Origin of the sequence: Streptomyces sp. T39 (assembly GCF_008042045.1) — a bacterium.
Classification (GTDB): Bacteria; Actinomycetota; Actinomycetes; order Streptomycetales; family Streptomycetaceae; genus Streptomyces.
Genome location: NZ_RDBP01000037.1, coordinates 461,475 through 482,566, shown reverse-complemented (window position 1 = coordinate 482,566; position 21,092 = coordinate 461,475). Strand labels below are relative to the sequence as shown.

General features: G+C 74.0%; 19 protein-coding genes. 13 read left to right on the top strand and 6 right to left on the bottom strand.

All coding sequences use genetic code 11. The features are described 5' to 3' along the window. The first annotated feature begins 25 nt into the window (after window positions 1-25). From EAO77_RS24580 to EAO77_RS24570, 3 genes are read left to right on the top strand one after another with little or no spacing between them, the layout of a single operon-like run. Window positions 26-2,050, top strand: a complete 2,025-nt coding sequence (locus EAO77_RS24580) for a putative cobaltochelatase (RefSeq protein ID WP_147990457.1) — start codon at window positions 26-28, stop codon at window positions 2,048-2,050. Further along, complete coding sequence (gene cobO / locus EAO77_RS24575) at window positions 2,050-2,658, top strand: cob(I)yrinic acid a,c-diamide adenosyltransferase (protein WP_147990456.1); 609 nt, start codon at window positions 2,050-2,052, stop codon at window positions 2,656-2,658. The genes EAO77_RS24580 and cobO overlap by 1 nt, the downstream gene beginning before the upstream one ends. Next, a complete protein-coding gene (locus EAO77_RS24570) occupies window positions 2,652-4,127 on the top strand; it encodes a cobyrinate a,c-diamide synthase (protein WP_147990455.1) in 1,476 nt (491 codons plus the stop codon). The genes cobO and EAO77_RS24570 overlap by 7 nt, the downstream gene beginning before the upstream one ends. A gap of 23 nt (window positions 4,128-4,150) precedes the next feature. Here EAO77_RS24570 and EAO77_RS24565 read toward each other — a convergent pair whose 3' ends face one another. Then, window positions 4,151-4,876 (bottom strand): ZIP family metal transporter, encoded by a 726-nt coding sequence (locus EAO77_RS24565; protein WP_147990454.1) that lies wholly within the window; start codon window positions 4,874-4,876, stop codon window positions 4,151-4,153. 265 nt (window positions 4,877-5,141) lie between these two features. On the opposite strand from EAO77_RS24565, the gene EAO77_RS41070 reads away from it, so the two are divergent. Both EAO77_RS41070 and cobC read left to right on the top strand, forming a co-directional pair. After that, window positions 5,142-5,747 carry a cobalamin biosynthesis protein gene (locus EAO77_RS41070; RefSeq protein WP_315986113.1) on the top strand — a complete coding sequence of 202 codons (606 nt, stop codon included), beginning with the start codon at window positions 5,142-5,144 and terminating at the stop codon, window positions 5,745-5,747. Window positions 5,748-5,828: 81 nt separating this feature from the next. After that, the gene (cobC, locus tag EAO77_RS24560) at window positions 5,829-6,926 is read left to right on the top strand and encodes an Rv2231c family pyridoxal phosphate-dependent protein CobC (RefSeq protein ID WP_261994127.1); all 1,098 of its coding nucleotides are present in this window, start codon (window positions 5,829-5,831) and stop codon (window positions 6,924-6,926) included. 172 nt (window positions 6,927-7,098) lie between these two features. Here the strand turns inward: cobC and EAO77_RS24555 are convergent, their stop codons facing one another. Together EAO77_RS24555 and EAO77_RS24550 are read right to left on the bottom strand one after the other, a co-directional pair. Continuing rightward, on the bottom strand, window positions 7,099-8,070 hold the full coding sequence (locus tag EAO77_RS24555) for an SCO1860 family LAETG-anchored protein (RefSeq protein ID WP_147990453.1): 972 nt from the start codon (window positions 8,068-8,070) through the stop codon (window positions 7,099-7,101). 326 nt (window positions 8,071-8,396) lie between these two features. Then, complete coding sequence (locus tag EAO77_RS24550; RefSeq protein ID WP_147990452.1) at window positions 8,397-9,482, bottom strand: amidohydrolase family protein; 1,086 nt, start codon at window positions 9,480-9,482, stop codon at window positions 8,397-8,399. Between the two features lie 82 nt (window positions 9,483-9,564). On the opposite strand from EAO77_RS24550, the gene EAO77_RS24545 reads away from it, so the two are divergent. The 5 genes from EAO77_RS24545 to thpD all read left to right on the top strand — a co-directional run bounded on the left by EAO77_RS24545 (window position 9,565) and on the right by thpD (window position 14,250). Next, entirely contained in the window at window positions 9,565-10,662 is a 1,098-nt protein-coding gene (locus EAO77_RS24545; protein ID WP_147990451.1) for a pyridoxal-phosphate-dependent aminotransferase family protein, read from the top strand. Window positions 10,663-11,073: 411 nt separating this feature from the next. After that, window positions 11,074-11,631 carry a diaminobutyrate acetyltransferase gene (gene ectA / locus EAO77_RS24540; RefSeq protein ID WP_187283391.1) on the top strand — a complete coding sequence of 186 codons (558 nt, stop codon included), beginning with the start codon at window positions 11,074-11,076 and terminating at the stop codon, window positions 11,629-11,631. A gap of 22 nt (window positions 11,632-11,653) precedes the next feature. After that, window positions 11,654-12,922, top strand: coding sequence for a diaminobutyrate--2-oxoglutarate transaminase (ectB, locus tag EAO77_RS24535; RefSeq protein WP_147991009.1), 1,269 nt, complete (start codon window positions 11,654-11,656; stop codon window positions 12,920-12,922). Window positions 12,923-12,952: 30 nt separating this feature from the next. Continuing rightward, the gene (locus EAO77_RS24530) at window positions 12,953-13,351 is read left to right on the top strand and encodes an ectoine synthase (RefSeq protein WP_147990450.1); all 399 of its coding nucleotides are present in this window, start codon (window positions 12,953-12,955) and stop codon (window positions 13,349-13,351) included. A 2-nt stretch (window positions 13,352-13,353) separates the two neighbouring features. Then, window positions 13,354-14,250, top strand: coding sequence for an ectoine hydroxylase (gene thpD / locus EAO77_RS24525; protein WP_147990449.1), 897 nt, complete (start codon window positions 13,354-13,356; stop codon window positions 14,248-14,250). A gap of 185 nt (window positions 14,251-14,435) precedes the next feature. Here the strand turns inward: thpD and EAO77_RS24520 are convergent, their stop codons facing one another. Next, entirely contained in the window at window positions 14,436-15,506 is a 1,071-nt protein-coding gene (locus EAO77_RS24520) for an alkene reductase (RefSeq protein WP_147990448.1), read from the bottom strand. Between the two features lie 235 nt (window positions 15,507-15,741). Between EAO77_RS24520 and EAO77_RS24515 the strand changes: the two genes are divergently transcribed. After that, window positions 15,742-16,278 carry a MarR family winged helix-turn-helix transcriptional regulator gene (locus tag EAO77_RS24515; protein WP_147990447.1) on the top strand — a complete coding sequence of 179 codons (537 nt, stop codon included), beginning with the start codon at window positions 15,742-15,744 and terminating at the stop codon, window positions 16,276-16,278. Between the two features lie 156 nt (window positions 16,279-16,434). Here the strand turns inward: EAO77_RS24515 and EAO77_RS24510 are convergent, their stop codons facing one another. Continuing rightward, entirely contained in the window at window positions 16,435-17,511 is a 1,077-nt protein-coding gene (locus EAO77_RS24510; RefSeq protein ID WP_147990446.1) for an aminotransferase class V-fold PLP-dependent enzyme, read from the bottom strand. Window positions 17,512-17,587: 76 nt separating this feature from the next. Between EAO77_RS24510 and EAO77_RS24505 the strand changes: the two genes are divergently transcribed. After that, complete coding sequence (locus EAO77_RS24505; protein ID WP_147990445.1) at window positions 17,588-18,103, top strand: GNAT family N-acetyltransferase; 516 nt, start codon at window positions 17,588-17,590, stop codon at window positions 18,101-18,103. A gap of 192 nt (window positions 18,104-18,295) precedes the next feature. Beyond that, window positions 18,296-20,068, top strand: a complete 1,773-nt coding sequence (locus tag EAO77_RS24500; protein ID WP_261994126.1) for an FG-GAP-like repeat-containing protein — start codon at window positions 18,296-18,298, stop codon at window positions 20,066-20,068. A 220-nt stretch (window positions 20,069-20,288) separates the two neighbouring features. On the opposite strand, the gene EAO77_RS24495 is transcribed toward EAO77_RS24500, so the two are convergent. After that, entirely contained in the window at window positions 20,289-20,996 is a 708-nt protein-coding gene (locus EAO77_RS24495; RefSeq protein WP_147990443.1) for a DsbA family oxidoreductase, read from the bottom strand. Window positions 20,997-21,092: the final 96 nt, after the last annotated feature.

Here is a 21,092-nt window from a genome sequence, read left to right as displayed (position 1 = left end):
CAACGAGTGAAGGAGTGAGCAGGCGATGAGCATCCCCTATCCGTTCACGGCGGTCGTCGGGATGGACGACATGCGCTTGAGCCTGTTGCTCAACGCCGTCTCACCGGCCATCGGCGGTGTGCTCGTACGGGGCGAGAAGGGCACCGCCAAGTCGACGATCGTGCGGGGGCTGACCGGTCTGCTGCCCGCCATGGACGTGGTGGCGGGATGCCGGTTCGCCTGCCGTCCCGAGGCGCCGGACCCCGAGTGCCCGGACGGGCCCCACGCACAGGCCGCCGCCGTGAGCCGGCCGACACCGATGGTGGAGCTGCCGGTGGGCGCGTCGGAGGACCGGCTGGTCGGCGCGCTGGACATCGAGCGGGCCCTCGCGGAGGGCGTGAAGGCGTTCGAGCCGGGCCTGCTGGCCGAGGCGCACCGCGGGATCCTCTACGTGGACGAGGTCAACCTCCTCCACGACCACCTCGTCGACCTGATGCTGGACGCCGCCGCCATGGGGGCGTCGTACGTGGAGCGGGAGGGCGTCTCCGTACGGCACGCCTCGCGCTTCCTGCTGGTCGGCACGATGAACCCGGAGGAGGGGGAACTGCGGCCGCAGCTGCTGGACCGCTTCGGGCTGACCGTGGAGGTCGCGGCCTCCCGTGATCCGGACCAGCGGGTCGAGGTCGTGCGGCGCAGGCTGGCGTACGACGACGACCCGGCCGCCTTCGCGGCGCGCTGGGCGGAGGACGAGGCGGCGCTGCGGGCACGGATCGTCGCGGCCAGGGCGCTGCTGCCCGAGGTGGTGCTCGGCGACGCGGTGCTGCGTCAGATCGCCGCCACCTGCGCCGCGTTCGAGGTGGACGGGATGCGGGCGGACATCGTGATGGCCCGCACGGCGACGGCGCTGGCCGCCTGGGACGGGCGCACGGAGGTCGCCGAGGAGGACGTGCGGCGGGCCGCGCTGCTCGCGCTGCCGCACCGCAGGCGGCGCAACCCCTTCGACGCGCCCGGTCTGGACGAGTCGAAGCTCGACGAGGCGCTGGAGCAGTCCGGTGAGGACCCCGACCCGGACCCCGACCCCGGCCCGGGCGACGGGGGCCCCGGCGACGGGGGGCCGGACGGCGGCCCCGGCGGCGGGGTGCCGCCGCAGGGGCAGGGACAGGACACCCCGGCCGCCGGCTCCGAGGACCGGGCGCCCTCCCCCGCGCCGGCGCCCGGCCCCGGGGAGCAGCGGCCCGTCGGCGCCTCGGAGCCGTACCGCACGAAGATGCTGAGCGTGCCCGGGCTCGGCGAGGGCGCCGCGGGACGGCGGTCCCGTGCGCGGACCGAGCACGGGCGCACCACCGGCTCCCGCCGGCCCCAGGGCACGCTCACCCGACTCCATCTGGCGGCGACCGTGCAGGCGGCGGCGCCCCATCAGCGCGCCCGGGGGCGCACCGGACCCGGGCTGGTGGTGCGCCGGGACGACCTGCGGCAGGCGACCCGCGAGGGACGCGAGGGCAACCTCGTGCTCTTCGTGGTGGACGCCTCGGGGTCCATGGCGGCACGGCAGCGGATGGGCGCCGTCAAGGGCGCGGTGATGTCGCTGCTGCTCGACGCCTACCAGCGGCGCGACAAGGTCGGTCTGATCACCTTCCGCGGGGGCGGGGCCGAGCTGGCGCTGCCGCCGACGTCGTCCGTCGACGCGGCCGCCGCGCGTCTGGAGTCGCTGCCGACCGGGGGGCGCACACCGCTCGCGGAAGGGCTGCTGAAGGCGCACGAGACGCTGCGGATCGAGCGCCTGCGCGACCCGTCCCGGCGGCCGCTGCTGGTGATCGTGACCGACGGGCGGGCCACCGGCCGGGGCGACGCCTTCGCGCTGGCGCTGCGCGCGGCGCGGCTGCACGCCGCGGAGGGCACCGCCGCCGTCGTCGTCGACTGCGAGTCGGGGTACGTACGGCTCGGACTGGCCGGCACGCTCGCCGGCGAACTCGGCGGCACCGCCGTCACCCTGGACGAGCTGCGCGCCGACGCGATCGCCGGTCTCGTCAGGGACGTCAGAGAAGTTTCCGCCGCCAGGAGGGCCGCGTAATGCCACAGGGACAGCCGACCGTCGTGCCGGACGACGGGCTCACCACACGCCAGCGCCGCAACCGTCCCCTGGTGTTCGTGCACACGGGCATCGGGAAGGGCAAGTCGACGGCGGCGTTCGGGCTCGCGCTGCGGGCCTGGAACCAGGGCTGGCCGGTCGGGGTGTTCCAGTTCGTCAAGTCGGCCAAGTGGAAGGTCGGCGAGGAGAACGCGCTGAAGGTACTGGGCGCCAGCGGCGAGGGCGGCACCGTCGCCTGGCACAAGATGGGCGAGGGCTGGTCGTGGATCCAGCGGGCGCCCGCCGACGGCGAGCCGTCCAACGAGGACAAGGCGCGCGAGGGCTGGGAGCAGGTCAAGCGGGACCTGGCCGCCGAGACGCACCGGCTGTACGTGCTGGACGAGTTCGCCTACCCGCTGCACTGGGGGTGGATCGACACCGACGAGGTGATCGAGGTGCTGCGCGGGAGGCCGGGAACCCAGCACGTGGTGATCACCGGACGCAACGCGCCGCAGAAACTGATCGACTTCGCGGACCTGGTGACCGACATGTCCAAGGTCAAGCACCCGATGGACGCGGGGCAGAAGGGCCAGCGGGGCATCGAGTGGTAGCACGTCTCGTCATCGCCGCGCCGTCGTCCGGGGCGGGCAAGACCACGGTCGCGACGGGCCTGATGGCCGCGTTCGCCGGGCGTGGCCTCGCCGTGTCCCCGCACAAGGTCGGCCCCGACTACATCGATCCCGGCTACCACGCCCTGGCCACCGGGCGGCCCGGCCGCAACCTCGACGCCTACCAGTGCGGCACCGCCCTGGTCGCGCCGCTCTTCGCGCACGGCGCGCGCGGCTGCGAACTGGCCGTCGTCGAAGGCGTGATGGGGCTCTACGACGGAGCCGCCGGACAGGGCGAGCTGGCATCGACGGCGCAGGTGGCCAAGCTGCTGCGGGCGCCGGTGGTGCTGGTCGTGGACGCCTCGTCGCAGTCGCGGTCGGTGGCGGCGCTGGTGCACGGCTTCGCGTCGTGGGACCCCGGGGTGCGGATCGGCGGGGTGATCCTCAACAAGGTCGCGACCGACCGGCACGAGACCCTGCTGCGGGAGGCGCTGGAGGAGTCCGGCGTACCGGTGATGGGGGTGCTGCGGCGGGCCGCCGACGTGGCCACTCCGTCGCGGCACCTGGGCCTGGTGCCCGTGGCCGAGCGGCACACCGACGCGGTGGACGCCGTGCGGGCCCAGGCCGAACAGGTGCGCCTGGGCTGCGACCTGGACGCACTGCTGGCGCTGGCGCGTTCCGCGCCGCCGCTCACGGACACCCCCTGGGACCCGCTGACCGCGGCACGGGGCGGGGCGCCCACGGAGCCCGCCGCGGGCGGGGAGCGGCCGGTGGTGGCCGTCGCCGGCGGGGCGGCGTTCACCTTCTCCTACGCCGAGCACGTCGAGCTGCTGCGGGCGGCCGGCGCGCGGGTGGCCGCCTTCGACCCGCTGCGCGACGAGCGGCTCCCCGAGGGGACCCGCGGCCTCGTCATAGGCGGCGGCTTCCCCGAGGTGTACGCGCCCGAGCTGTCCGCCAACGAGCCCCTGCGCCGGGCCGTGGCCGCCCTGGCGCGGTCCGGGGCGCCGGTCGCGGCCGAGTGCGCGGGGCTGCTGTACCTGGCGAAGTCCCTCGACGGGAAGCCGATGTGCGGGGTCCTGGACGCCGAGGCCCGGATGACGGGCCGGCTGACGCTCGGCTACCGGGAGGCCGTCGCGGTCGCCGACAGCCCGCTGGCCGCGGCCGGGACGCGACTGCGCGGCCACGAGTTCCACCGCACCGTGCTGGAGCCCGGCTCCGGGCCGGTCCCGGCCTGGGGCATGGTGCGCCCGGAGCGGCGGGTCGAGGGCTTCGCGCAGCAGGGGGTGCACGCCAGCTATCTGCACACCCACTGGGCGCAGCGTCCGGACGTCGCGACGCGCTTCGTGGCGGCCTGCGCGGGCGTGGGCGTCCCGGGGCCGCGCCCCGGCGCCTCCGCCGGACCGCGCCGGGCGGGGGGCACGGGCGTGCGGGACGCGGGCGGCGCCGGGGTGGCGGGGGCGGCCGGGGCATGAACGGGGTGCCGCCGCCCGGACGGTCATTCGGCGAGACCGACCACCAGCCAGACGAAGCCCACTCCCCCGACGGTGCACAGCAGCGTGGAACGGGCGGGGTGCCGGTGATGCGCCTCCGGCAGGATCTCCGCCGCCGCGAGGTAGAGCAGCGCGCCGCCGAAGAACCCCAGGTAGCTGCCGAGCAGTTCCGCGGGCAGGGCGAACAGCAGGGTGGAGGCCGCCCCCAGCACGGGGGCGAGCGCGTCGGCGAACAGCATCAGGGTGGCCTTGCGGCGGGTGTTCCCGTACAGGCTGGTGATCGTGTACGTGTTGAAGCCGTCCGCGAAGTCGTGGGTGATGACGGCGAGGGCGACGGTCGCGCCCATGCCGCCGCCCACCTGGAAGGCGGCCCCGAGCGCGATGCCGTCCATCAGGCTGTGCGCGACCATGGCCGCCGCGGCCGTCAGCCCCACCTGCGGGACCCGCGCCCCGGGGTCGGCCCCGTGCGCGGCCCGTCGCACGGCGAGCAGACGTTCCACGAGGTGGGCGGTGAGGAAGCCGGCGACGAAGAGCAGCAGTGCCTGGGGCACGCCGAACACCTCGTGCCCCGCGGACTCCAGTGCCTCCGGCAGCAGTTCGAGGCCGACCACCCCGAGCATCAGTCCGCCCGCGAGGCCGAGCACCAGATGCCGGCGGTCGGTGACGCGGTGCGCCATCCAGCCGCCGAACAGCGTCATCAGGAACGCGCCGAGCGCGACGAACACCGCCATGCGCCCTTGCTAGCCCATCGGCACGCCCCGGCGCACACCGCTGCCGGGCCCGTTCACCCGGTTGCCCGCGAAGTGGCCGCGGGCGCCCGGTGCGCGGCGCACCTCGGCCGCCCGGGGGCCCGGCGGTGGGCGCGTTGACGGGTTCGGCCGCGCACGGCGGCCGTGCCGGTGCCGGGGGCGCCTCCTGCGCGCGGGGCGGCACGTCCTCGGCGGCGGCCTCCGCGGCCCGGGAGGCGGTATGACGATGGGTGCGACGCCTGACGACATGACCGGAACGGCTGCCGGGAGCCCCGGCGGCGCCGGCGCTCCCGGCTGCGGCGGCCCGCACGGCGGCGGACACCACGGCGTCTCCGCGGGCCCGGTGGACGGCGAGGGCCTCCCCGGCGCTCCGGACGGAGGCGGGGGTGGGCTGGTGGGCGCGTTCCTGATGACGCTGTTCGGCGGCTGGATGGCGCACCGCGTCACCGACCGCCGGCATCTGGTGCTCGGCCTCGCGGGCGGACTGATGCTCGGGACGCTGCGCGCGGCCGGGCTGGGCGCGGCCGAGGTGACCGCGCTGGCGACGCTCGACGTGAAGGCCGCGGAGCCGGGGGTCGTGGCGGCCGCGGCACGGCTGGGGGTGCCCGTGACGGCGTACACGTCCGCCCGGCTGGCCGCGGTGCCCGGCGCCGGCGGCTCCGCCGCGGTGCTCGCGGCCGTGGGCACGCCCTCGGTCGCCGAGGCGGCGGCGCTCGCCGGGGGCGGTGAACTGGTGGTCCGCAAGCGCACGTCGCGTCCCGTGGGAAGGCCGGCGGGTGTGACATGTGCCATCGCCCGCAGGGTCGCCGGGGGTCCCGGGGCATCTGCCGCGACGGGACGGCAGACGGAATGATGACGCTCGTGTTGTTCAACCCCCCACATGTCGAGGAGAGATCCGTGTTCCGTCCTCCTGTCACCCTGCACGGCGGCGGCCATGTACACGCGCGCTGACCACCACGACCGCGCCGGGCAGTCCGGCCCGCCGCCGGGCGGCCACGACCTGCGGCACCACGGGGACGCCGAAGTGCGTGACGGGGCGCCGGGGCTGGTCGACCTCGCCGTCAACGTCCGCACCGGCACCCCGCCCCCCTGGCTGCGGGAGCGCATCGCCGACGCCATGGGCTCGCTCGCGGCGTACCCCGACGGGCGGGCGGCCCGTGCCGCCGTGGCCCGCCGGCACGGGCTGCCCGAGGACCGGGTCCTGCTGACGGCGGGCGCGGCCGAGGCGTTCGTCCTGATCGCCCGCGCGCTGCGGGTCCGCCGGCCCGTGGTCGTGCACCCGCAGTTCACCGAGCCGGAGGCCGCGCTGCGGGACGCCGGCCACGAGGTGGGCCGTGTCCTGCTGCGCGAGGAGAACGGTTTCCGGCTCGAACCGGACGCCGTCCCCGAGGAGGCGGACCTGGTCGTCGTCGGGAACCCGACCAATCCCACCTCGGTCCTGCACCCCGCCGCGGCGATCGCCTCGCTCGCCCGGCCCGGGCGGTACCTGGTCGTGGACGAGGCGTTCATGGACGCGGCCCCCGGGGAGCCGGAGGCGCTCGCCGACCGCACCGACGTGCCGGGCCTGGTCGTCCTGCGCAGCCTCACCAAGACCTGGGGCCTCGCGGGGCTGCGGGTCGGGTACGTGCTGGCCGAGCCGGGCACGATCGCGGCGCTGGAGCGGGCGCAGCCGCTGTGGCCGGTGTCCACACCCGCGCTGGTCGCCGCGCAGGCGTGCATGGAGGCCGGCGCGCTGGCGGAGGCGGAGGAGGCCGCCGTGCGGACGGCGGCGGACCGGGCCCATCTGCTGGCGGGGCTCGCGGAGTTCGAGGAGGTACGGGCGGTCCAGGAGGCGGCGGGGCCGTTCGTGCTGATCCGGGTGCGGCGGGCCGGCCAGGTGCGCGAGCGGCTGCGGTCGCTCGGGTTCGCCGCCCGGCGCGGGGACACGTTTCCCGGGCTGGACGACGAGTGGCTGCGGCTGGCGGTGCGCGACCGGGCCACGACGAATCGTTTCCTGCTGGCCCTGGACCAGGCGCTGACCGCGGTCGGCTGACGCCGCCGGGGGTGCGGCGCGGCGCGGGCAGGGGCCACCTCACGCCGCGCCGCACTCCCGGGGCGGCCTCGCGCTCGCGGGCCGGGCCCCTCCCCCTCGGTGGGGCCCGGCGGAGGCGGGACGGCCGCCCCGGCACGCGCCCGGTGCMCGKGCACCGGGCGCGTGCGGTCCGTCAGCCCTCGGCGCGCGAGCGGCGGCGGGTGACGACGATCGCCGCGGCGCCCGCGGTCAGCAGCAGGCCCGCGCCGCCCGCGATGTAGGGCGTCGCCGAACTGCCGCCGGTCGCGGCCAGGTTCGCCTCGGGCTCCTCGGCGGACTGCGCCGCGATGTCCCGGCCGGGCTGCTCGGGTTCCTCGGCCGGGGGCGCGGCCTCCTCCGGCTCCTGCGGCTCGGCCGGCTCCTCGGGCGCGACCGCCCCGGCGGGCGAGGTGCAGGTCGCCTCGGCGAGCGTGATCCCGCCGGTGACCTCGGCGACGTTGAGGTTCAGCGGGTCGACCGAGACGTCGAGCTTCAGGGCCGCGGCGGCGGCCGTGGTCGAGGTGGTGCGGGTCGTGGACAGTTCGAGGGAGACCGTGCCGACGGCGGGCACCTCGACGACGGTGGGACCGGCGGCGCCGAGCGTCACCTTCTTGCCGAGCACCTTCACGTGCCCGAGCAGGTTCGAGGTGGCCACGGGCTGCTCGCCCGCCTCGCACACCGCCTTCGAGGTGACCTGCTCGACCTCGATCACGGACAGCAGCGGGAGTCCGGGGACATGGACCCGCGCCTTGACGAGCTTGCTGGACGCCTCGGCCCTGCGGCCCTCGACGGACGCCTTCGCGGTGGCCACGTCGGCGCGCAGCACCTGGACGGGCCGCCCCTTGTCGACCCCGTCCAGGGTCACGCTGAGCGCGGTCTTCTCCGCGCCGGCCGGGGCCTGCACCTCGTTCAGCGTGGCCTTCAGGGGGACGTGGACCGTCTTGTCGAGCAGGGCCACGTCCAGGCCCGTACGGAGCACGACCGCGCCCGCCCGGCCCTTGCCGCCGGTGGCGTGCGCGGGCGCGGCGAGGGCGAGCGGTCCGGCGATCAGCGCGGCGGCGGCCGTCGCCGCCGCGAGCCGGCGCGCGGGCACGCGGGCGGACGTACGGAAGGTGTTGCTGTTCACGGTGGTGGAACCCCCACGGGAGACACGGTGCCGCGGCCGCCCACGGGGACACGTGGGCGGGCGGCGAAGACAACCGAATCCTTACGCACGGAGAGTGAACCGACAGACACCTGACGTGAGTTCACCCTAACGTGGGGTTTCCGCGTCCCTATTCGATTCCAGTGGCACGCGCGTTCCCTCCGCCCCCGTCCGTCACCCCTGCGAGGCCGTGCGCCGGTCGTCGGGGCGGGCGCACGCGGAAGGTGCTTCAACGACGGTGGCGCGCACGGGGTCACGGCCGGTCAACACGGTGCCGCGGGCGCTGCGGCCTCCCGTCCTGCGGGCGGTCAGCCGACGACGCGGCCCCGGAGCACGATCCGCCGCGGCGCCGCCAGCGCCCGCACGTCCGCCCGCGGATCCTCGCCGTAGACGACCAGGTCCGCCGGGGCGCCCTCCTCCAGCCCCGGGCGGCCCATCCACTTCCTGGCGCCCCAGGTGGTCGCGGAGAGCGCCCGGACGGCCGGGATGCCGGCCGTGACGAGTTCGGCGACCTCGTCCGCCACCAGGCCGTGCGCCAGCGACCCGCCCGCGTCGGTGCCCACGAAGACCGGCACACCCGCGTCGTAGGCGTTGCGCACGGTGTCGTACCGGCGCGCGTGCAGCCTGCGCATATGGGCGGACCAGCGCGGGAACTTCTCCTCGCCGCCCGCCGCGAGGTCCGGGAACGTGGCGATGTTGACCAGGGTGGGGACGATGGCGACGCCCCGCTCCGCGAAGAGCGGGATGGTGTCGTCGGTGAGGCCCGTGGCGTGCTCGACGCAGTCGATGCCGGCCTCGACCAGGTCGCGCAGCGAGTCCTCGGCGAAGCAGTGCGCGGTCACCCGGGCGCCGAGCCGGTGTGCCTCGGCGATGGCCTCGCGCACGGCGCCGGCGGGCCAGCAGGCGGTCAGGTCGCCCGCCTCCCGGTCGATCCAGTCGCCGACGAGCTTGACCCAGCCGTCACCGCGCCGGGCCTCCCGGCCGACGTACGCGACGAGTTCGCCGGGCTCGATCTCGTGGGCGTAGTTGCGGATGTAGCGGCGGGTGCGGGCGATGTGCCGGCCCGCCCTGATGATGCGCGGCAGGTCCTCGCGGTCGTCGATCCAGCGGGTGTCGGACGGGGAGCCCGCGTCGCGGATCAGCAGGGTGCCCGCCTCGCGGTCCGTGAGCGCCTGCTTCTCGCTGGTGGCGGCGTCGACCGGACCGTGCCGGTCGAGTCCGACGTGGCAGTGCGCGTCGACCAGCCCGGGCAGCGCCCATCCCTGGACGGTGACCGCCTCGGCGCGGGGGCGGTCGTAGGTGATCCGGCCGTCCACCACCCACAGTTCGTCGCGCGCCTCGTCGGGCCCGACGAGCACCCGCCCCTTCACGTGCAGCACCGTGTGATCGCTCATGTCAGGCACTGTACGAGGCGCTCGGTACGCTCGGTCGCGAGACCGAACACCGACCGGACGACCGAGAGAGCCGAGCGACGCCGTGACGCACCCCCTGCTGGACCTGGCCCCGCTGACCGCAGCCCGTTTCGCCGCCATCGAGCGCAGGGTCGCGGCCCTGCTGGACACCGAGCAGGACGTGGTGATCACGCAGGGCGAGGCGCTCCTCCCGCTGGAGGGCTGCATCCGCGGCGGCGCGCGGCGCGGCTCCACGGCGCTGAACGTGGTCACCGGCCCGTACGGGCAGACCTTCGGCAACTGGCTACGCGCCTGCGGGGCCCGGGTGGTGGACCTGGAGGTCCCGTTCCACACCGCGGTCACCGCCGGCATGGTGGCCGAGGCGCTGGCCGCCACCCCGGAGATCGACTTCGTCTCCCTGGTGCACGCGGAGGCCGCCACGGGCAACACCAACCCGGTCGCGGAGATCGGCGAGGCGGTGCGGGACCACGGCGCGCTGTTCATGCTGGACGCGGTGGCCTCGGTGGCCGCCGAACCGCTGCTGCCCGATGCCTGGGGCGTCGACCTGTGCGTGATCGGGGCGCAGAAGGCGATGGGCGGCCCCGCCGGGGTCTCCGCGGTGTCGGTGAGCGCCCGCGCATGGGAGCGGATGGCCGCCAACCCGGACGCGCCGCGCAGTTCGTACCTCTCGCTCCTGGACTGGAAGGAGCGCTGGATCGACGGCGGCCGCAAGGCGCTGCTGCACGCTCCGGCCCAGTTGGAGATGCTGGCGCTGGAGGCGTGCCTGGAGCGGATCGAGTCGGAGGGGCTGGACGCCGTGACGGCACGGCACGCGTCGGCCGCCGCGGCCACCAGGGCGGGCGCGACCGCCCTCGGCGGCGGACTGACCCCGTACGTGCACGAGGCGCGGGAGGCGGCGCCGGTGGCCACGACGCTGCGGGCCCCGGAGGGCGTCGACGCCCGGGACCTCGTGTCGGCGGCCCTCGCGGCCGATCCCGCGCTGCCGCTGATCGCGGGCGGAGGGGCGCTGGCGAAGGAGATGATCCGGGTCAACCACTACGGCGTGGACGCGACCCGCGGCGCGGTGCAGTCGTCTCTCGCGGCGCTGGGCGCGGCCCTGGCGGCGCACGGCCGCGAGGTGGACCTGGAAGGCGCCCGGCGGGCCGCCGGCGAAGCCTGGTGACACCTCCGGGGGCTTTTCGCGCGGCGGCTTCGCAGGCCCGCGCGCAAAGCCCCCGGTAACGCGTGCCGAAGGCACACCGAAAGGCGCGGCGAGCAAATTCACAGAGCGTTGCCGATAAACGCGCAGAGCAAATTCGGGTGAATATCTCCCCACACTCTGCTGCCCCCGATCATGGGCCCTAAACGCCTCGATCCCTATCGTTTCGAAGGCAATCCGGGACCGTCACCGGGACGGTCCAAGGTGTGATGGACACCACACAGAGTTCGCTTCGCCCGGTTATATCCCCACAAACATGGGGGATTTCCCAGTGGCCCGCGCGAGGCCCGCGCCCGCGCGATAACACGGATCGCTCCGTCGCCCAACCCCTGCAGGCGATGCAATTTTGAAATTTGCTCGGTAAATTCAATTCACATGACCGCCGCACAGGAAGACCTTGTACGAGCCCGAGACGAATTCCCTGGACCGATGGAGTCCACGGAGCCTCTGGAGATCGGCACCCCGCGAGTGGAGGACGGAGCCGCGATCTGGCGCATCGCCCGCGACTCGGAGGTCCTGGACCTCAACTCCTCGTACAGCTATCTGCTGTGGTGCCGTGACTTCGCCGCCACCTCCGTCGTGGCGCGCGGCCCGGGAGGTGAACCGATCGCCTTCGTCACCGGCTACGTACGACCCGACCGCCCGGAGGCGCTCGTCGTCTGGCAGGTGGCCGTCGACAAGGCGCACCGCGGCCGGGGTCTGGCCGGCATCCTGCTCGACGCCCTGACGGCCAAGGTCGCCCAAGGACGCGGGGTCCGTGAGATCGAGACGACCATCACGCCGGACAACACGGCGTCCGACCGGTTGTTCACCTCCTACGCACAGCGCCACGACGCGCCCCTGAGCCGCGAAGTCCTCTTCGACGGCGAGCTGTTCCCCGAGGGGACGCACCAGCCGGAAGTGCTGTACCGCATCGGTCCGATCGCCGCCTGACCCCCCACCCATGGAGACTTCTGTGACCATCACCCCGCCCGCCCTGAGTGTGTTCCAGACCCTCGAGTCCGAGGTCCGCAGCTACTGCCGCGGCTGGCCCGCCGTGTTCGACCGCGCGCAGGGCAGCTACCTCCACGACGAGGACGGCCACACCTACCTCGACTTCTTCGCCGGCGCCGGCTCGCTCAACTACGGCCACAACAACCCGGTCCTCAAACGCGCCCTCATCGACTACATCGAGCGCGACGGCATCACCCACGGCCTCGACATGGCGACCGCCGCCAAGCGCGCCTTCCTGGAGTCGTTCGAGAACATCGTCCTGCGCCCCCGCGACCTGCCCTACAAGGTCATGTTCCCGGGGCCGACGGGCACCAACGCGGTGGAGGCCGCGCTGAAGCTGGCCCGCAAGGTGAAGCAGCGCGAGTCGATCGTCTCGTTCACCAACGCCTTCCACGGCATGTCGCTCGGCTCGCTCGCCGTCACGGGCAACGCCTTCAAGCGGGCGGGCGCCGGCATCCCGCTGGTGCACGGCACCCCGATGCCGTTCGACAACTACTTCGACGGCCAGGTCCCGGACTTCCTGTGGTTCGAGCGGCTGCTGGAGGACCAGGGTTCCGGCCTCAACAAGCCCGCCGCCGTGATCGTGGAGACGGTCCAGGGCGAGGGCGGCATCAACGTCGCCCGGCCCGAGTGGCTGCGCGCGCTGAAGGAGCTGTGCGAGCGGCAGGACATGCTGCTGATCGTGGACGACATCCAGATGGGCTGCGGCCGCACCGGCGCCTTCTTCTCCTTCGAGGAGGCGGGCATCACGCCGGACATCGTCACGCTGTCGAAGTCGATCAGCGGTTACGGACTGCCCATGTCGCTCTGCCTGTTCCGGCCCGAGCTCGACATCTGGGAGCCCGGCGAGCACAACGGCACCTTCCGCGGCAACAACCCGGCCTTCGTGACGGCCGCCGCCGCGCTCACCACCTACTGGGCCGACGGCCAGATGGAGAAGCAGACCCTCGCCCGCGGCGAGCAGGTCGAGCGGGCGCTGCTGTCGGTCGTCGACGAGTTCGGCGGCGAGGGCGTGAGCTTCCGCGGCCGCGGACTGGTCTGGGGCATGGAGTTCGACGACAAGGCGCGCGCCGGGAAGGTCTGCGCCCGCGCCTTCGAGCTGGGGCTGCTGCTGGAGACGTCCGGCCCGGAGAGCGAGGTCGTCAAGCTGCTGCCGCCGCTGACCGTGTCCGCCGACGAACTGGACGAGGGCCTGCGCATCCTGGCGCGCGCCGTCCGCGAGACCGCCTGACCGCACACCACAGAGAGGTACCGAACCACCGTGATCGTCCGATCGTTCAAGGACATCGAGAACACCGACCGCCATGTGAGGTCCGCGTCCGGCACCTGGGAGAGCAAGCGCATCGTGCTCGCCAAGGAGAAGGTCGGCTTCTCCCTGCACGAGACCATCCTCTACGCGGGCACCGAGACGTCGATGTGGTACGCGAACCACATCGAGGCCGTGCTGTGCGTCGAGGGCGAGGCCGAGCTCACCGACGACGAGACCGGCGAGACGCACTGGATCGAGCCCGGGACCATGTACCTGCTGAACGGGCACGAGAAGCACACGCTGCGCCCGAAGACCGACTTCCGCTGTGTCTGCGTCTTCAACCCGCCCGTGACCGGACGGGAGGACCATGACGAGAACGGTGTGTACCCGCTGCTGACGGAGGAGGGCTGACCATGACCACCGCACCCGCACGTACCGATCTGTATCCCACCCGAGGCGCCACCGAGGTGACCACCCCGCGCCAGGACCCGGTCGTGTGGTCCGCGCCGGGCACGCCGGGGCCGATCACCACCGCCGACCTGACGGGCTTCGAGCGCGACGGCTTCCTCACCGTCGACCAGCTCATCGGCGACGACGAGGTCGCCCTCTACCGGGCCGAGCTGGACCGGCTGATCGCCGACCCGGCGGTCCGGGCCGACGAGCGCTCGATCATCGAGCCCACGTCCCAGGACGTGCGGTCGGTGTTCGAGGTCCACCGGCTGAGCGAGGTCTTCGCGGCGCTGGTGCGCGACGAGCGGGTGGTGGGCAGGGCCCGGCAGATCCTCGGCTCCGACGTGTACGTGCACCAGTCGCGCATCAACGTGAAGCCGGGCTTCGGCGCCTCGGGCTTCTACTGGCACTCGGACTTCGAGACCTGGCACGCCGAGGACGGGCTGCCGAACATGCGGACCGTGTCCGTCTCGATCGCCCTGACCGAGAACCGGGACACCAACGGCGGTCTGATGATCATGCCGGGTTCCCACAAGACGTTCCTGGGCTGTGCCGGTGAGACGCCCAAGGACAACTACAAGAAGTCGCTCCAGATGCAGGACGCGGGCACGCCGTCGGACGAGGCGCTGACCGGCTTCGCCGACGCCCACGGCATCCGGCTCTTCACCGGCCGGGCGGGGTCGGCGACCTGGTTCGACTGCAACGCGATGCACGGCTCGGGCGACAACATCACCCCGTATCCGCGCAGCAACGTGTTCATCGTGTTCAACAGCGTGGAGAACACCGCGGTGGATCCGTTCGCCGCACCGGTGCCGCGGCCCGACTTCATCGGCGCCCGCGACTTCACCCCGGTGCGCTGACGGCCCGGCGCACCCCCGGTGGCGACGGCCCCGCGGGGGCGCACGAGCGGGGCCGGCCTCCTTCCCCCTTCGGAGGCCGGCCCCGCTCGTGCGTGTGCCCGTGAGCCGCGGCCGGGCCGCGGCGGGTGCGCGGACGGAACGACGGGATGCGGACCGGACGGACCCGGACCGATCGGACGGGCCGGTCAGACGAGGGCCGGGTAGTCGGTGAAGCCCTTGTCGTCGCCCCCGAAGAACGTGGCCGGGTCGGGGGTGTTGTACGGGCCGCCGGCCGCGAGCCGGGCCGGGAGGTCGGGGTTGGCGAGGAAGAGCGCCCCGTAGGAGATCAGGTCGGCGGTGCCGTCCTCGATCAGGGCGAGCGCCTCGGGCCCGGTGGGGCCGTCGCTGAGCGCGTTGAGGACCACCGTGCCGGAGAACAGCTTGCGCAGCGTGTTCACCAGTTCACGCTGGCCGGGCACCGACTCGATGATGTGCAGATACGCCAGACCCAGCGGCTCCAGCCGCTGCGCGAGGGTGGTGTAGACGGCGTCCGGCTCCGGCTCGTCGATGTCGTTGTACGGGTTGCCCGGCGAGACGCGCAGGGCGGTGCGCTCGGCGCCGATCTCGTCCACCACGGCGCGCACCACCTCGACGGCGAAGCGGATGCGGTTCTCGTCGCTGCCGCCCCACTCGTCGGTGCGCAGGTTGGTGTTGGGCGCGAGGAACTGGTGGATCAGGTAGCCGTTGGCCCCGTGCAGTTCGACGCCGTCGAAGCCGGCCTCGACGGCTGCCCGGGCCGCGGCGGCGAAGTCCGCGACGGTGGCGCGGATGGCGTCGGCGTCCAGTTCCACGGGGGTCACGAAGTCGAACGGGCCGTCGTGCGTGTAGACCTGGCCCTTCGCGGCGACCGGGGAGGCGCTCACGGGGGTGAGGCCGTCGGGCAGCAGCACGGGGTGGCCGATCCGGCCGGCGTGCATCAGCTGCGCGAAGATCGTGCCGCCCTCGGCGTGCACGGCGTCGGTGACCTCGCGCCAGGCCGCGATCTGCTCACGGCTGTGCAGCCCGGGGGTGTCCGGGTAGCCCTGGCCCACCACGGAGGGCTGGATGCCCTCGGTGACGATCAGGCCGGCGCTCGCCCGCTGCCGGTAGTACTCGACGACGGACGGCGTCGGCGTCAGGCCGGGACCGTAGGCGCGGCTGCGGGTCATCGGCGCCAGGGCGATGCGGTTGGCGAGGCGCTTGCCGCCGAGCAGGACCGGGTCGAATGCGGTGGTCATGAGCGTTCCCCAAACGGTTATGTGGTCGGCCAATCAATTGGCTCGGGAGACACTGTACACACCGTTCATTGGCCGACCAAGCTAAACTGTGTGGCAGCATCATGAACGAAGGTCTTCCGTCCGGTGCCGCGCACCCGCCAGGATCCGGACGAGCAGGACCGAGGGGGCCCGACCGCCCCCGGCTCCCCCGGCAGAACAGCGCCGCAGGCCCTCGGCCCGCGGCTCAGGAGGCACCATGACCGCCGCGCCCGAGACGCAGGCAGACCCCGCCTGTACGGAGACGCTGCCCCTCGCCGCCCGCGGCGGCCCGGTCAGCCACGCCCTGTCCCGCGTCGCCCGGCTCCACCGCATCGCGGCCGGCAAGCTGCTGAAGGCCCTCGACCTCTACCCGGGCCAGGAATTCCTGATGATGCGGCTGTGGGGGGCGGGCCCGGTGCGCCAGTCCGAGCTGATCAAGGAAGTCGGGCTCGACCCGTCGACCGTGACCAAGATGCTCCAGCGCCTCGAACAGACCGGCCACGTCAGCCGCTGCCCGGACGCCTCCGACCGCCGGGCGGTCATGGTCGAGGCGACCGAACGCAGCTGCGCCCTGCTCACCGACGTGTCGAACGCCTGGACGCAGCTGGAGGAGCGCACCCTCGCCGGTCTCGACCCGGACGAGCGGCACGAACTCGCCCGCCTGCTGGCCAAGGTCGAGGGCAACCTCTGCACGGAGACGGCCGACTGCCCCGAGGCCCGGGGCCTCGCGGGCGGCGACGCCCAGCGCGTCTGACGGGCGGCCGGGCGCGCGGCAGCGCCGCGGAACGCAGGGGCGGCTCGGGGCGCGGGCCGGGTGGACCGGCACGGGTGACCGGCCGCCGGGCGGGCCTGTGCCGCGGAACGGGTGACGGACACCGGACCGGCCTGTGGCGCGGCGCGCGCAGGCGGTTCAGGGCGTGAGGCGGTCCAGCAGGCGGTCCACGTCCGCCGCCGAGTTGTACAGGTGGAAGGCCGCCCGCAGCCGCCCCGCCCGCACCGAGACCACGATCCCGTCAGCGGCCAGCGCCGTGGCCGTGCCGTCCCCGAGCCCGGGAACCGCGACCACCGCCGACGTGTCGGAGACCGCCTCCCGGCCCAGGCTCGCCAGGCCCGCACGGAACCGGCCGGCCAGCGCAAGGGCGTGGGCGTGCAGCGCGGCCACCCCCACCTCCTCGACCAGGCCGAGCGACTGCCGTGCGGCGTGGTACGCGAGGAAGGCCGGCGGCTCGTCGTAGCGGCGGGCCGAGTACGCGAGTTCACCGATCGGCCCGTACGCGGTCTCCCACAGCCGCTCGGCCGCGAAGGTGCCCGCGTGCACCGGCGGCAGCGTCTCCTGCGCCCCCGCGGAGACCGTCAGGAACGAGACCCCCCGCGGGCACAGCAGGAACTTGAACCCGCCCGTCACCGTGTAGTCCCACTCCCCCGCCCGCAACGGCAGCCACCCCGCCGACTGGCTGGCGTCCAGCAGGGTCCTGGCCCCGTGCGCGGCCGCGGCCGCGCGCACCGCGGCGAGGTCGGCGACGCGGCCGTCGGCGGACTGCACCGACGACAGGGCCACCAGCGCGGTGCGCGGGCGCACGGCCTCGGCCAGCTTCTCCAGCGGCGCGTAGCGCAGTTGCAGGTCGCCGCGGACGGTGAACGGGGTGATGACCGACGCGTACTCCCCCTCCGGGAAGAGGATCTCCGCACCGGGCGGCATGGCCGCGGCGATCAGCCCGACGTGCACCGACACGGACCCGCCGAGGGCCACCCGGGACGCGTCGACCCCGGCGATCCGGGCGAAGGACGCGCGGACCGCCTCCACCTCGTCCCACTCCCCCGAGCCGCCCCGTCTGCCGTCGGCGAGCTCCTGGGCGAGAGCGTTCACGGCCCGGACCGACCGGCGGGGCAGCAGGCCGCACACGGAGGTGTTCAGGTACGTCGACGACGGCGCGAACTCGGCGGCCGCCAGGGGGTGCGGACCCGTCCCGCTCTGTGTGCTCTCCATGCGCACACCCTCCGCCGCCACGGGCCCGGGGTCAATCGCGGTGCACCGCGCGGGGCGCGGCCCATAGGGTGCCCGCATGCCCGCTCCCGTCCTCGAGCGCCTGCGCGCCGATCACGCCGCCGCCCTGCTCCGCTTCGAACTGCTCAACCGCTCCTGGTTCGCCGCGTCGATACCGGACCGCGGCGACGCGTACTTCACCCGGTTCGAGGAGCGTCACGCCGCGCTCCTGGCCGAACAGGAGGCCGGCCTGTGCCACTTCCACGTCCTCGTCGAGGACGGCCGCGTCGTCGGGCGCGTCAACCTCGTCGACGTCGCGGACGGCGGTGCCGAACTCGGCTACCGGATCGCCGAGGAGGCGGCCGGGCGCGGGCTCGCGACCGCCGCCGTGCGGGAGGTCTGCGCACGGGCGGCGGACGTCTACGGGCTCACCGAACTGCGGGCCGCCACCACCGAGGACAACCGCGCGTCCCTGACGGTCCTGACCCGGACCGGCTTCACCCCCACCGGGCCCGTGGTGCTCGGCGGGCGGGCCGGCATCGCCTTCGTCCGCGCCCTGGACGCAGCGGCCACGCCACCGACCGCGCCCGCGTGACCCGGACGCCCGAGTGCCGGCACGGCCCCGGTCGACGACGGTTCGTGAATTGATCGTCTTCTCCGTACATCCCTCGGGGCGGCCGGCATGTCTACACCAGTGCTCACCACCGCACGCCCGCCGGCGGCCGCTCCCGCGGCGCCCCGGACGCGGCCGTGCCGTGCACATTCCCGAGGGGGGACCTTGACGTCCATGGAAACCGGCCGCCCCGCGGCCGGCCCGAACAGATTCTCCGGCGGCCGCACCCGCGTGGCCGCCTGCACCGCCCTGGCGCTCGCGGCGGGCATGCTGCTCGCCGCTCCCGCCGCGCACGCCGACGACGCCCCGGTGCCGCTGCCCTCCGTGGAGCGGCCCGTACCCGGCGCCGGCGAGCAGCAGCCCACCAGCACGCTGAAGCGCAGCCCTGCGAAGCGCGGCGCGATCAGCGCCCAGGACGAGGGCGCGCCCCTCGCCGCCCCGCGCAGCGACGTGAACGGCGACGGCTGGTCCGACCTGATCTCCCAGGGCCTGGACGGCAGCGTCTGGGTGCACACGTTCGACGGCAACAACCCGTCCGTGCTCGGTCTGCACGACCCCTACGACGGCACGTCCGCTCACGTCCACAAGGACATCTTCTCGGTGGCCGGGCTGCGGTCGGACGGTCCGGTGCACTTCACCCTGTCGTCCACCGGCCGGCTCACCGCCTTCGCGAACGACACCACCTACCCGAGCGCCTACTGGTCGGGCACGGGGTGGCAGCAGTTCAACAAGGTGTTCTCGCCCGGCGACCTGACCGGTGACGGCGTCGGCGACGTCCTCGCCCGCAACCACGCCGGCGAGCTGTTCCTCTACCGCGCCACCCCCGGCGCCTCCGCGCCGCTTGCGTCCAAGGCCGGCATCGGCGGCGGCTGGGCCCAGTACGACCAGCTGGCCGGCGTGAACGACGTCAACAACGACGGCATCGCGGACCTCTTCGCCCGCACCCCCGCCGGTGAGCTGTTCTTCTACAGCGGGACGGGGAACGCCTCCCGTCCCTTCGAGGCCCGGGTCAAGGTCGGCGACGGCTGGCAGATCTTCAACACGCTGTTCAGCCTCGACGACTTCACCGAGGACGGCAACGCCGAACTGATGGCCCGTGCCGCCAACGGCGACCTGTACACCTACGTCTCCACGGGCACCGGGAAGTTCCTGCCGCGCACCAAGTTCGGCTCCGACTGGCACTTCCGCAACCAGTTCGCGAACGCCGGCAACATCCCGGCGTGGGGCAAGAACGAGGTGTTCGGTGTCGACGGCTCCGGCACCCTGTGGTGGTACTACGACCGGAACAACGGAACGCTCGCCCCGCGTCAGAAGATCAGCGACACCGGCGGCTGGAAGGGCGCGAAGATCACCGTCGCGTCCTCGCTGAACGACGACAGCTACGCCGACCTGCTCCAGATCTACAACGGCCACCTGTACAACTACGACATCGACAACGCGCCGTACGACCTCGGTGGCGGCTGGGGCCAGTTCGACACCGTCCTCGGCGCGGGCGACCTCTCCGGCGACGGCAAGGGCGACCTGGTGACCCGCAACTCGGCGGGCGAGCTGTTCCTCCACCGCGGAAACGGCAACGGCACCGGCTTCGCGTCCAAGCTCAGGGTCGGTTCCGGCTGGGGCCAGTTCAACGTCCTCACCGGCGCCGGTGACATCAGCGGCGACGGCCGCGGCGATCTGATCGCCCGCGCCAGGGACGGCAGGCTCTACCTCTACGAGGGCACCGGCGTCTCGTCGGCGCCGTTCCGGGCGAAGAAGCTCATCGGCTCCGGCTGGGGGCAGTTCGGCAGGTTCGCCGTGGTGTCGGACATGACCGGCGACGGCCGCGCCGACCTGCTCGCGCGGGCCTCCGACGGCACGATGTACCGCTACGACGCCGACGGCAGGGGCAACTTCAAGCCCAGGGTGAAGCTCGGTCCCGGCTGGAACACCTACTCCAGCCTGTTCTGACGCGGCTCCCGGGGGCGCCGGCCACGGCGTCCCCCGGGCTTGTTCCCTCCGGCCCGGGGCGGTTTCCGCCCCGTGCCGGAGGGCGTGCTCCACACGGTGTCAGCACGATCCCGTGCCGGCCCGGCGCGGGTCCTCCCGCTTCCGCGGTCTCCCGCTTCCGGGCTCGCGAAGGGCCCGGCGGCCCCGGGGGGGCGGGCAGGTGGCCGGCCCGCCCCGGTGGTCAGGCGGGGATCTCGCAGGAGCCGTCCGGGCCGCAGACGCCCGCGTCCGCCGCGGCGGACGGTTCGGGGGCGCGGTCCTTCCACGCCTGTTCCAGGGCCTGGGTGAAGACCTCGGCGGGCTGGCCGCCGGAGAGTCCGTAGCGGCGGTCGAGCACGAAGAACGGCACGCCCGTCGCGCCCAGGCCGGCCGCCTCGCTCTCGTCCGCCCGGACGTCGTCCGCGTACGCCGACGGGTCGGCGAGCACCGCGTTCACCTCGGCCTCGTCGAGACCGGCCTCGACGCCCAGGCGGGCGAGCACGGCGGCGTCGAAGACGGACCGCTCCTCGGCGAAGTTCGCCCGGTAGGCGAGGTCAAGCAGCGCGTCCTGGCGGCCGCGGGCCTTCGCCAGGTGCAGCAGACGGTGGATGTCGAACGTGTTGCCGTGGTCGCGGCCCTCGGTGCGGTAGCCGAGTCCTTCGGCGCGGGCGTTGGAGGCGACGTGCTCCTCCATGGCCAGCGCCTCCTCACGGGTCCGGCCGTACTTCTTCGCCAGCATGTCGACGACGGGGGCGACCTCGCCCCGGGGCCTGCCCGGGTCCAGCTCGAAGGACCGGTGCACGACCTCGACGTGCTCGCGGTGCGCGAAGGCGGCGAGCCCCTTCTCGAAGCGGGCCTTGCCTATGTAGCACCAGGGGCAGGCGATGTCCGACCAGATCTCGACGCGCATGGGGTTCTCTTCACTCCGGGGTTCTCGTGCTCGCGGCGGGGGCCGCCGCGRGCACGAGAACCCCGGAGTGAAGAGAACCCCATGCGCGTCGAGATC